The organism is Ottowia massiliensis (assembly GCF_900240305.1).
Lineage (GTDB): Bacteria > Pseudomonadota > Gammaproteobacteria > Burkholderiales > Burkholderiaceae_C > Ottowia > Ottowia massiliensis.
The window spans coordinates 2,552,785-2,565,021 of sequence record NZ_LT964854.1 but is presented as its reverse complement, the minus strand read 5'-3'; the positions used below and the strand labels follow the sequence as shown (position 1 = coordinate 2,565,021).

The window sequence follows — 12,237 nt, the reverse complement described above, 5'->3', positions numbered from 1 at the left end:
TGCGCAGACGGATGGTGAGCAGGTTTTCAGCGCCGCGCTCTGCCCGCGCTCATCCGTTTTCAAGCCATTGCAGGCGCTCGCCCTGGCGCAGCACGTAGCCCGCCCCCACTTTCAGGCGCAGGCGATGGCCGCGCGTGGTGCAGGCGGCAATCTGGGCGAGCAGCTCGGTCATTTGCGCGCTGCTGGGTGCGCTGGCGTGGCAGCTGGCCAGCCAGTAGCGCAGCACATTGGCCTGGCGGGCGGGGCTGAGCGCTTGCAAGGCGGCGATGACGGGCGGTGCTGCGCCGCAGGCGGCCAGGTCTTGCGCGGCCACTTCTTGCAGCAGTTGCTGCGCCTGGGCCGCGTGGGCGGCGCTGCGCGCGAAGGCGGCGCGAAAGCCGGGCAGCGCTGCTTGCAGCGCGGGCAGCACCTGGGCGCGGATGCGGTTGCGCGTGTAGCGCGCGCTGGCGTTGCTGGGGTCTTCCACCCAGCCCATTTCTGCACTGTTTCCTGCGTCGTTTCCCGCGCTGTTTTCTTCGACGGCTTTCAGGCCCTGCTTCGCCAGCCACTCGCGCAGGGCCGCGCCGGGCACGCGCAGAAAAGGACGCGCCCAGGCCAGGCCGCCACGCTGCCAGCGGGCGGGCATGGCGGCCAGGCCCGGCAGGCCCGCGCCGCGCGAGAGGGCCAGCAGCACGGTTTCCACCTGGTCGTCAGCATGCTGCGCCAGCGCGATGGCGCGCAAGGCGGGCGGCTCGGCGGCCAGCGCCAGCAGGGCTTCGTAGCGGTGCGCGCGAGCAGCGGCTTCGGGGCTTTCGCCCTTGGCGTGGGCGGCCTGCACGTGCCGCACGCGCAAGGGCACGCCCAGGCGCTGGCAGAAGGCGGCGCAGTGGCTTTCAAAGGCGCTGGCCGCTTCTTGCAGGCCGTGATTGACGTGCAGCGCCACCACTTGCCCCGGCCACAGCCGCGCGCAGCCCAGCAGCAGCGCCGTGGAATCGGCCCCGCCCGAATAAGCCACGCCCAGAGGCAAAGGCGGACGCTGGCGGGCGAAGGCGGCCAGGGCGGTATCAACGCAAGCGGCTTCGCCAGCGGCGGGGCAGGGCACGCGAGAAGGGGAGGAGTGCATCAGAAACAGGAGCAAATTCAAGGGGGTGAAAAGGCCGTTTCCCGCAGTTTCCTCTAGGACGTAATGCTATGGATTAAGAAGCAAAAAATTTGCTTTTGAAGCTGCTTGCGGCCAGACGGCAAGTTTCCGGGCTGCCGCCTGCCCCGGCTTCGGCTTGAAGGGCAATGGGGTTCTGGGCGCCAGGGATGGCGGCGCAGCAAACCATCTTTCGCGAAAAGCGGCAATTGGGTTGCCGGGCGGGCCAGCGGGCTAGCGCCTACATCACCGTCCATTCAGAGACGAATTCGCTGGGGCGGCGGAAGGCGTCTTTCAGTAAGGCGTCAGGGGGCGTTCCCAGCGAGTAGCCGCGCACGGGCATGGGGTTTTCAAACCAGGTCTGGTAGAGCTGCTGCACCACGCCATCGCGCAGCAAATCGAGCATGCTGCGGACGATGAGGTTGCGGAAGTCGGGCGAGTGGCGCGGCAGCATGATGGCCAGCGGCTCTACCGACATCTTGGGGCCGACCACCTTGACGGTGTCTTTGAGCATCTTGGCCTGATCCAGCAGCACGATGTCGTCAGAGAGCGTGCCGTCGGCGCGCTTTTCAACCACGGCGCGCACGCCTGCGGCGGCGTTGGGCACTTCGATGATGTTCAGGTTCACCCCCGCGTCCTTGCGCGCCTTGGCAATGGCCTGGCCGGTGGAGCCTGCGATCACGGCGACGGAGCGGCCGTCCATTTGCGCCAGGCTGTCGGCGCTGTCGTCGGCGCGCACCAGCAGGCGCGTGCCTGCGTAGTAGTAGGCGGGGGCGAAGGCTGCCTGTTCGCGGCGCTCCTTGGTGTTGGTGGAGTCGGAGCACTCCATCTGCATTTCGCCGCTGTCGAGCTTGGCCACGCGCTCGGCGGCGTTGGCCAGCACATAGCGCACTTGCAGCGAAGGCAGGTGCAGCTGCTCGCGCAACTGGGCCACCAGGCGCTGGCAGATGTCGATGGCGTAGCCCGCAGGCTTGCCGGGCGCGGCGTCAAACGAAAAAGGTGCGGCCGAGGCGCGGTAGCCAATGGTGATGACGCCCGTGTGTTTGATTTTTTCCAGCGTGATGTCTGCCGCAGCCGCTGTGGCCGCGCACGCAGCCAGCGCCACGGCGGCCAGGCCGCGCCAGGCCAAACCCGGTAAATAACGCATAAGCCCTGTCTCCCAAGCGAGTTGAAAAAGCCTTCGGAACCTGTCCAGAGCCTGGCCGCGAGGGGCGGCAAGGCGCACAAGCAGCAGACGGATTTGATGGTCCGCTTGCCGCCCATCAAGACATTTGCAATGCCGCAGACCAGGCAGGTTCTTGCAAGGCATACCAAAGTTCAAAGCGGATACGTTTCATTGTGCTACAACGACATCAGAAAAATCGCAAATCCGCAGAAAAAAATACATCTCGGCCCGTGCGGGGCCATTGATTAGCATCGGCGCCTTTTGCCTTGCGCGCCCAGCTTTCATGCCTGCCATGCCTTCTGCCGCTTCCGACATCAGCATCTTGTTCAAGCAGGGCCTGGCCCACCAGCATCTGGGCCAGCTGGAGCAGGCGCGCCAGTGCTACGCGCAGGTTTTGCAGCGCGACGCGCGGCACTTTGACGCGCTCTACCTGCTGGGCACCACGCTCGCGCAGCAAGGGCAGCTGGAGCAGGCGCTGGGCTGGCTGGAGCAGGCCGCGCAGGTGCAGGCCGATCACGCCATCTTGCAAAACAACCTGGGCAACATTCTGCTGGCGCTGGGGCGGCTGGAGCAGGCCGTGGCGGCTTTTGACCGCGCCGTGGCGCTCAAGCCCGATTACGCCGCCGCCTTTCACCGCCGGGGCGTGGCCAGAGAAGGGCTGGGCCGGCTGGAAGAAGCGCTGAATGACCACGCCCGCGCGCTGGCGCTGCTGCCCGCGCTGGAGCCGGCCGCGCAAGCGCATGCGGCCTTGCAGGCGCGGCTGGGCCTGGGCCGCACGGAAGCCGTGGCGCCCGCCGCCTCCTCGCTCATGCGCAAAGACGTGGGCGCCAGCGCCGAAGACAACCAGAAGGCCGCCGCCCAGTTGCTGCAAAGCGTGCAGCAGTTGCAGGCGGGGCGGGCCTTGCCCGGCGCGGCGGCATCCGCGCAAGACGCCGCATCTGCCGCGCAAGCCCATCTTTTGCAGGCCCAGGCGCTGGAAGACTTGCAGTGCTTCGAGCAGGCCGCTGGCGAGTTTGAAAAGGCGCTGGCCTTGCTGCCCGATGAGGAAGACCTGCCCGGCATGGTGCTGCAAGACCTGCGACAGGCCGCCGCCTGGGCGCGCCTGCCCGAATGGCAGGCCCGCATCGAGGCGGCCATGCAGCAGGGCAGGGCGGCCGTGTCGCCGCTGACCTGGCAGGCCCAAAGCGGCGATGCCGCCAGCAACCGCCTGTGCTCGTCGCTGGCCGCCAGGCGCTACCTGCCGGCGCCCGCGCCGCTGCCGGCCAAAAAGGCGCTTTCGCCGGGCCGCATCCGCATTGCCTACCTCTCGGCGGATTACGTGCAGCACGCCGTCATGCGCGTGCTGGCCGAAGTGTTCGAGCTGCACGACCGCAGCCGCTTCGAGATTTACGCCTACGCCTATGGCGAACGCCAAAGCGGCGGCATGAACGAGCGCCTGCGCCATGCCTTTGAGCACTATGTGGACGCCAGCGCCATGAGCGACGAGCAGGCCGCGCGCCACATCCACGCGCAAGGCATCGACATCGCCGTGGACCTGATGGGCTACACGCGCGGCGAGCGCCTGGGCATCCTGGCCCGCCGCCCCGCGCCCATTGCCGTCAATTACATCGGCTACCCCGGCACCTTGTGCCTGCCTTTCATCGACTACATCGTGGGCGATGCCACCCTCATGCCGCCCGAGCTGGCGCCCCACTACAGCGAAGCCATCGTGCGCCTGCCCCGCTGCTATTTGCCCACCGACCGCCAGCGCCCCATCGCCTTGCCGCCGCCGCGCCAGGCGCTGGGGCTGCCGCCCGATGCCTTCGTTTTCTGCGCCTTCAGCGGCAACTACAAGATTTCGCCGGACATCTTTGCCATCTGGCTGCGCCTGCTGGCCGCCGTGCCCGGCAGCGTGCTCTGGCTCGTCAAGGGCAGCGAAGACGCCAGCGCCAACTTGCGCGCGCAAGCGCGGCAGGCGGGCATCGACCCCGCCCGCCTTGTTTTTGCCGAGCGCACGCGCTTTGACCAATACCTGGCCCGCTACACGCTGGCCGACCTCTTTCTGGACACCCTGCCCTACAACGCCCTGGCCACTGCGTCAGACGCCCTGTGGGCCGGCCTGCCCGTGCTCACCTGCACCGGCCAGACCTACGTGGGCCGGGGCGCCACCAGCATCGTGCGCGCCGCCGGCCTGCCCGAGCTGGCCACATCGACGCTGGCCGAATACGAAGCCCTCGCCCTGCGCCTGGCCACCCGCCCGGCCGAGCTGGCCGCCTTGCGCCTGCGTTTGCAGCAAAACCGCGCCGCCTGCCCCCTGCACGACACCCTCGCCTACACCCGCCATCTGGAAGCCGCCTACACCCGCATGGCGCAGCGCTGGCAAAGCGGCCAGCCGCCGCAAAGCTTTGACGTGCCCGCGTGAGCGGCCCGCCAGCCCCGGCGGCCCTCGCGCCCAACCTGGCAGGCGGTTGGCAGGCGGCGCGCAAGCAGCAACCGGGTGGCAGGAGCCGGTTGCCGCAGTCAGAATGAATCAAAAAAAGGAGCAGATTCAGGGAGCGGAAAACGGCTCTCGCGCCCGTTCTACTAGGACCTCATGCTATGAATTGAGAAGCGAATTTGGGCCTCTTTTTGCTCCTGCCGCCCGGCGCGCGCTTGTGCGCCAGAGCAAGACATGTGCGCGGCGGCGCTGCAAAATTCATTCTTTCCTTCTCACAAGGTCTTGCTGATGCTCTACCAACTTTATGAAACCCAACGCACCTGGATGGAACCGTTGACCGATATGGCCGCCGCCGCCTCCAAGCTGTATGGCAACCCGAATTCTCCTGCGGGGCGCTTGCCGCTGGCGCATCGCGTTTCGGCCGGATATTCGCTGCTGCACCGCCTGGGCAAGGATTATGGAAAGCCTGAATTCAATCTGCACAAAATCACCATTGATGGCGCGGAGGCCGTGATTGACGAGCAGGTGGAAATGGACAAGCCATTTTGCCAGCTGCGCCATTTCAAGCGTTTCACCGATGACGCCGCTTTGCTGGAGAAAATCAAGAAGCAGCCCGTGGTTTTGATTGTGGCGCCGCTGTCCGGCCATTACGCCACGCTTTTGCGCGATACGGTGCGAACCATGCTGCAAGGGCATGACGTGTTCATTACCGACTGGAAAAACGCCCGCGATGTGCCGCTGGACGATGGCGAATTTCACTTGGACGATTATGTGAACTATGTGGAAGATTTCATTCGCCACTTGCAGGCCGTTGCGGGCCAGTGCCACGTGGTCAGCGTGTGCCAGCCTGTGGTGCCCGTGCTGGGCGCAGTGGCGCTCATGGCTTCGCGCGGCGAAACCACGCCTTTGAGCATGACCCTGATGGCCGGCCCGGTGGACGCGCGCCGCTCGCCTACGGCCGTCAATCGCCTGGCCACGGGCAAAAGCCTTTCATGGTTTGAAAACAACGTGATTTACCGCGTGCCTCCCAAATATCCGGGCGCGGGGCGGCGTGTTTATCCTGGCTTTTTGCAGCATGCCGGTTTTATTGCCATGAATCCGGGCCGCCACGCCAGCAGCCATTATGATTATTTCAGGAACCTGATCAGGGGCGATGAATCCAGCGCTGAAACGCACCGCCGTTTCTATGACGAATATAACGCCGTGCTGGATATGGATGCCGATTATTATCTGGAAACCATCAAGGCCGTTTTCCAGGATTACGCATTGCCCAAAGGCACATGGAGCGTGCGCAATTCGCAAGGTCAGCTGGAACGCGTGCGCCCGCAGGACATTACTGATACGGCTCTGCTGACGGTGGAAGGCGAGCTGGATGACATTTCAGGCAGCGGCCAGACGGAAGTGGCTCACGCGCTGTGCACCAGCCTGCCGCCCGTTGAAGGCAACCGCCTGACGGTGATGGGCGCGGGCCACTATGGCGTGTTCAGCGGCAGCCGCTGGCGCGAGAAGGTGTATCCGCATATCCGCGATTTCATCGCCCGCAGCGAAGCCGCCGCAGCCAGGAAGGCGGCTGCTTCCAGGCCAGCCCCTCAGGCCGCTCCCGCAGCCAGCGCCGCCCCGGTCAAGCCTGCGGCTGTCCAGCCCGCAGAGGCGCCCAAGGCGGCAGCGCCCAAGCCTGCTGAAACGAAACCGGCCGCTCCCAAGGCGGCCGCTGCGCCCAAGGCTGAAGCCAAGCCAGCCGCGCCCAAGACGGCCGCCAAGGGCAAGAACGGCGCTTGAGAAAGCGCCACGGCCTCACAGGAGGAGGGCGGCCTGCAGCTCCGGAGCCGACCCGCAACTTCTTGCCGCCAGGCCATAAGCAGGTTCTGGCGGCATGAAGGCGCATCAGAAACAGGAGCAAATTCAGGCCCTTTAGAAATGGCGTTTGCGCCCATTCCACTAGGACCTATTGCTATGAATGAAGGAGCGGATTGACACTGCCTGCTCCGCCTACTCTTCGCCTGCCGGCAGGCTGCTTGGCGCCTGGCCTATCCAGCTGGCTCTTCGCGCCCTGCGCGGCCAGGTGGCTGGCGGGCGCTGCCATGCCTTGGCGTCATTCAAAACGCAGGCCAGAAAACGCAAATCCACGGCGCAATCTAGGGTTTACCGGCATGTTTTTCTGGAGTTCTGGCTGGTAGATTCAGTTCGTGCAGCTGCCCCGATGGCTGCATTCACGCGAGCAAGGCCGCGTGCGCCGCAAGCGGCATGAGGTCTGGCGGGAAAAGGAAGCAGAAAAAGCCGCCAGCTTTTTGCCATGACGGCGCCGCAGGCTGTGACCGTGAGTTTTGCAATTGACTTGCAGGAATCAGCATGACTGACAAAACGCCTTCATTCAAGCACGCCACCCTCGATGACTGGCAAAAGGCCGCGCAAAAGTCCGCTCCCGGCGGCGATGTGGCGGCGCTGAACTGGCTCACGCCTGACGGCATCACGGTCAAGCCGCTTTACACGGCGCAAGACATCAAAAACCTGCCTTATACCGACACACTGCCGGGCTTTGAGCCTTTCTTGCGCGGCCCGCAGGCCACCATGTACGCAGTGCGGCCCTGGACCATCCGCCAGTACGCAGGTTTTTCTACCGCCGAGGAGTCCAACGCTTTTTATCGCAAGGCGCTGGCGGCAGGCGGGCAGGGCGTTTCCGTGGCGTTTGACCTGGCCACGCACCGAGGCTACGACAGCGACCACCCGCGCGTGACGGGCGATGTGGGCAAGGCGGGCGTGGCCATTGACAGCGTGGAGGACATGAAGATTCTCTTTGACGGCATTCCGCTGGACAAGGTGAGCGTTTCCATGACCATGAACGGCGCGGTGCTGCCCGTGCTGGCGGGCTACGTGGTGGCCGCCGAAGAGCAGGGCGTGCGGCAGGACCAGCTGGCGGGCACGATCCAGAACGACATCCTCAAGGAGTTCATGGTTCGCAACACCTACATCTACCCGCCGGAGCCGTCGATGAGGATCATTGGCGACATCATCGAATACACGGCGCATCACATGCCCAAGTTCAATTCGATTTCCATCTCCGGCTACCACATTCAGGAAGCGGGCGCGAACCAGTCGCTGGAGCTGGCCTTCACGCTGGCCGACGGCAAGGAGTACGTGAAAACGGCGCTTTCCAAGGGGCTGGACGTGGACGCCTTCGCCGGGCGGCTGTCGTTCTTCTGGGCCATTGGCATGAATTTCTATCTGGAAATCGCCAAGATGCGCGCCGCGCGGCTGCTGTGGTGCCGCATCATGAAAGAGTTCAACCCGAAGAACCCCAAGAGCCTGATGCTGCGCACGCACTGCCAGACTTCGGGCTGGTCGCTTACCGAGCAGGATCCCTACAACAACGTGGTGCGCACCGCCATTGAGGCGATGGCCGCCGTGTTTGGCGGCACGCAAAGCCTGCACACCAACGCGCTGGACGAGGCCATCGCGCTGCCCACGGAGTTCAGCGCCCGCATCGCGCGCAACACGCAGCTCATCATCCAGGAAGAAACACACATCACCAACGTGGTGGACCCGTGGGCGGGCAGCTACATGATGGAAAGCCTGACACAGCAAATGGCCGATAAGGCCTGGGCGCTGATTGAAGAAGTGGACGCCATGGGCGGCATGACCCGCGCCGTGGACAGCGGCTGGGCCAAGCTCAAGATTGAAGCGGCCGCTGCTGAAAAGCAGGCGCGCATTGATTCGGGGCGCGACGTGATCGTGGGCGTGAACAAGTACCGGCTGGACAAGGAAGACCACGTGGACATCCTGGAGGTGGACAACGTGAAGGTGCGCGAGGCGCAGATTGCGCGGCTGAAGGCCGTGAAGGCCGCACGCGATAGCGCGCGGGTGCAGCAGGCGCTGGACGCCATCACGAAGATTGCGGAGACGGGGCAGGGCAATCTGCTGGCCGCCGCCATCGAGGCCATGCGCGCGCGCGCCACGGTGGGCGAGGTCAGCGACGCGATGGAAAAAGCCTTTGGCCGCCACCGCGCCGACGTGCAGAAAGTGGCGGGCGTGTATGCCGCCGCCTACGACAGCGCCGAAGGCTGGGAAAAGCTCAAGGCCGAAATCAGCGCCTTTGCCGAAGAAGAAGGCCGCCACCCGCGCGTGATGATCGCCAAGCTGGGGCAAGACGGCCATGACCGTGGCGCCAAAGTAGTGGCCACGGCCTTTGCCGACCTGGGTTTTGACGTGGACATTGGCAGCCTTTTCCAGACCCCTGAAGAGTGCGCGCGCCAGGCCATTGAAAACGACGTGCATGCCGTGGGCGTGAGCACGCTGGCCGCTGGTCACAAGACGCTGGTGCCCGCCATCATCAAGGCCCTGCACGAGCAAGGCGGCGATGACATCGTGGTGTTCGTGGGTGGTGTGATTCCGCGCCAGGACTACGACTTTCTGTATCAGGCAGGCGTCAAAGGCATTTATGGCCCCGGCACGCCCATTCCGGTCAGCGCGAAAGACGTGCTGGAGCAAATCAAAAAGGCGCGGGTGCCTGCATGAACTGGCTGGCGATGCCGGGAAAGCTGCTGAAAGGGCTGGCGCAGGGCGTGCTGCTCCTGCTGGCCGGTCTGATGGCACAGGCTTTCGCGGCGGGCTGGCTGCTGCTGACCTGCTGGATGGCTTTTCGCATGCCTGGCGGCGCTTCAGGCTGGCAGGCGCTTGCTGCCTGGTGGGGCCTTCTCATGTTGCCTGCGCTGGCTCTCGCAGCCTGGAGCGTGCGCCAGTGGCGCAAAAAGCATGGCGCAAGAAACGGACTTGCATAAAGCTGGCTGCATAAAGAAAGACCCGCCATATGCCCACGATGAACACCGCCGTGCTGCTCGAACACATCACCCAGGGCGACGTGCTGCGCCAGCGGCGCGCCATCGCCAAGGCCATCACCTTGCTTGAGTCCACCCGCGCCGATCATCGCGCGCAGGGTGATGAGCTGCTCACGGCCCTGCTGCCGCACACGGGGCGGGCGCTGCGCTTGGGCATCAGCGGCGTGCCGGGCGTGGGCAAAAGCACTTTCATCGAGTCGCTGGGCGTGTTCCTGATTGAAAAGGGCCATCGCGTGGCGGTGCTGGCGGTGGACCCTTCTTCGAGCGTGTCGGGCGGCTCCATCCTGGGCGACAAAACGCGCATGGAGCGCCTCGCGGGCCTGCCTGACGCTTACATCCGCCCCAGCCCCAGCGGCGGCACGCTGGGCGGCGTGGCCGAGAAAACGCGCGAGGCCATGCTGGTGTGCGAGGCCGCAGGCTATGACGTGGTGCTGATTGAACCCGTGGGCGTCGGCCAGTCCGAAACCGCCGTTTCGGGCATGACCGATATGTTCGTGCTGCTGCAACTGCCCAACGCGGGCGACGATTTGCAGGCCATCAAAAAAGGCGTGATGGAGCTGGCCGATCTGGTGGTGATCAACAAGGCTGACATTGACCCGCACGCTGCCACGCGCGCGCGGGTGCAGATTCAGACTGCCTTGCGACTGCTGGGCCTGCAAGGCAATCCGCAGCGCATGACCTACGTTGCGGAGGGCGCGGGCGGCGCAGCGAGCACGCTCGCGCGCTGGCAGCCGCGCGTCATGCAGCTCAGCGGCCTGCAAGGGCAGGGGCTGGACGCCTTCTGGCAGGCCGTGACTGAATTTCAGGCCACGCAAACCGCCAATGGCGCCTTGACAGAGCGCCGCCAGCAGCAGGCCCTGGCGTGGATGTGGGAGCGCATTGATGCAGGGTTGAAAGCCGCCTTTCGCGCCCACGCGCAGGTGCGTGCGGCGCTGCCGGATATCACGCAGTCCGTCACGCAAGGGCATCTGCCGCCTTCCACCGCTGCGCGCCGCCTGCTGGCGCTGACCGCTGAAGGGCAGGCATGAGCCTGCCGCCGGAGCCGCCTGAACAAGCCTGGATAAATAAGACCCGCCGCCACCCGTTTCCTCCATTTGATTTCCCTGACTTTCAAGAAAGAGAAGCCACCATGAAAGAAATCCTCGAACAGCTTGAGAAAAAGCGCGAAGCCGCCCGTCTGGGCGGCGGCCAGAGGCGCATTGATGCGCAGCATAAAAAGGGCAAGCTCACCGCCCGCGAGCGCATCGAAGTGCTGCTGGACGCAGACAGCTTTGAAGAATGGGACATGTTCGTCGAACACCGCTGCACCGACTTCGGTATGAACGACACCCAGATTCCCGGCGACGGCGTGGTCATTGGCTACGGCACCATCAACGGGCGTCTCGTCTTCGTGTTCAGCCAGGATTTCACCGTGTTCGGCGGGGCCTTGTCTGAAGCGCACGCCGAAAAAATCTGCAAGCTGATGGACCAGGCCATGCAAGTTGGCGCGCCTGTTATCGGGCTGAACGACTCCGGCGGCGCGCGCATTCAGGAAGGCGTGGCTTCGCTTGCGGGCTATGCCGACGTGTTCCAGCGCAACGTCATGTCCAGCGGCGTCATTCCGCAAATCAGCATGATCATGGGGCCTTGCGCGGGCGGCGCGGTGTATTCGCCCGCCATGACGGACTTCATCTTCATGGTCAAGGACAGCAGCTACATGTTCGTGACCGGCCCCGACGTGGTGAAAACCGTGACCCACGAAGAAGTCACCGCCGAAGAACTGGGCGGCGCCAGCACCCACACCGCCAAGAGCGGCGTGGCCGATCTGGCCTTTGAAAACGACGTTGAAGCCCTGCTCATGCTGCGGCGCTTTTTCAACTACATCCCCGCCAACAACCGCGAAAAAGCCCCTTACCGCCCCACGCAAGACCCGGCGGACCGCGCCGACCTGAGCCTGGACACCCTCGTGCCCGACAACCCCAACAAGCCCTACGACATGAAGGAGCTGATCGTCAAAACCGTGGACGACGGCGAATTCTTCGAGTTGCAGCCCGATTACGCCGCCAACATCATCATCGGCTTTGCCCGCATGGACGGCAACGTGGTCGGCATCGTCGCCAACCAGCCGCTGGTGCTCGCGGGCTGCCTGGACATCAAAAGCGGCATCAAGGCCGCGCGCTTCGTGCGCTTTTGCGATGCCTTCAACATTCCCGTCATCACCTTCGTGGACGTGCCCGGCTTCATGCCTGGCACTGCGCAGGAGTACGGCGGCATCATCAAGCACGGCGCCAAGCTCCTGTATGCCTTTGCCGAATGCACCGTGCCCAAGATCACCGTCATCACCCGCAAGGCTTACGGCGGCGCGTATGACGTGATGAGCTCCAAGCACTTGCGCGGCGACGTGAACCTGGCCTGGCCCAATGCCGAAATCGCCGTGATGGGCGCCAAGGGCGCGGTGGAAATCATCTTCCGCCAGGACAAGGACGACCCCGAAAAGCTCGCCGCCCGCGAAGCCGAATACAAGGCCCGCTTTGCCAACCCCTTCGTGGCTGGCGCGCGCGGCTTCATCGACGACGTGATCCAGCCGCACGAAACCCGCAAGCGCATCTGCCGCAGCCTGGCCATGCTCAAGGACAAGAAGCTGGAAAACCCGTGGCGCAAGCACGGCAACATTCCGCTTTGATGCTCTTGTTTTGATCGCTGGCGCCGCACGTGTTCAAAGCGCAAA

General features: G+C 64.7%; 9 protein-coding genes. 7 read left to right on the top strand and 2 right to left on the bottom strand.

All coding sequences use genetic code 11. From position 1 onward, the window contains the following. Positions 1-49 precede the first annotated feature (49 nt). Positions 50-1,102, bottom strand: a complete 1,053-nt coding sequence (tilS, locus tag C1720_RS11435; RefSeq protein WP_102284654.1) for a tRNA lysidine(34) synthetase TilS — start codon at positions 1,100-1,102, stop codon at positions 50-52. 256 nt (positions 1,103-1,358) lie between these two features. After that, positions 1,359-2,264, bottom strand: coding sequence for an amino acid ABC transporter substrate-binding protein (locus tag C1720_RS11430; protein WP_158241721.1), 906 nt, complete (start codon positions 2,262-2,264; stop codon positions 1,359-1,361). A gap of 21 nt (positions 2,265-2,285) precedes the next feature. Between C1720_RS11430 and C1720_RS14030 the strand changes: the two genes are divergently transcribed. The 7 genes from C1720_RS14030 to C1720_RS11400 all read left to right on the top strand — a co-directional run bounded on the left by C1720_RS14030 (position 2,286) and on the right by C1720_RS11400 (position 12,192). Further along, complete coding sequence (locus C1720_RS14030) at positions 2,286-2,531, top strand: hypothetical protein (RefSeq protein WP_199170997.1); 246 nt, start codon at positions 2,286-2,288, stop codon at positions 2,529-2,531. A gap of 43 nt (positions 2,532-2,574) precedes the next feature. Further along, positions 2,575-4,683, top strand: a complete 2,109-nt coding sequence (locus tag C1720_RS11425) for an O-linked N-acetylglucosamine transferase, SPINDLY family protein (RefSeq protein WP_158241720.1) — start codon at positions 2,575-2,577, stop codon at positions 4,681-4,683. A 303-nt stretch (positions 4,684-4,986) separates the two neighbouring features. Continuing rightward, complete coding sequence (locus tag C1720_RS11420; protein WP_102284653.1) at positions 4,987-6,477, top strand: polyhydroxyalkanoate depolymerase; 1,491 nt, start codon at positions 4,987-4,989, stop codon at positions 6,475-6,477. A gap of 570 nt (positions 6,478-7,047) precedes the next feature. After that, positions 7,048-9,210, top strand: coding sequence for a methylmalonyl-CoA mutase (gene scpA, locus C1720_RS11415; RefSeq protein ID WP_102284287.1), 2,163 nt, complete (start codon positions 7,048-7,050; stop codon positions 9,208-9,210). Continuing rightward, positions 9,207-9,473: a hypothetical protein gene (locus C1720_RS11410; protein ID WP_102284286.1), complete on the top strand. Its 267-nt coding sequence runs from the start codon at positions 9,207-9,209 to the stop codon at positions 9,471-9,473. Before scpA ends, C1720_RS11410 begins: the two co-directional genes overlap by 4 nt. A 38-nt stretch (positions 9,474-9,511) precedes the next feature. Continuing rightward, positions 9,512-10,558, top strand: a complete 1,047-nt coding sequence (gene meaB, locus C1720_RS11405; RefSeq protein WP_102284652.1) for a methylmalonyl Co-A mutase-associated GTPase MeaB — start codon at positions 9,512-9,514, stop codon at positions 10,556-10,558. A 101-nt stretch (positions 10,559-10,659) separates the two neighbouring features. Next, positions 10,660-12,192, top strand: a complete 1,533-nt coding sequence (locus C1720_RS11400; RefSeq protein WP_050714246.1) for an acyl-CoA carboxylase subunit beta — start codon at positions 10,660-10,662, stop codon at positions 12,190-12,192. The last annotated feature ends 45 nt before the right edge of the window (positions 12,193-12,237 follow it).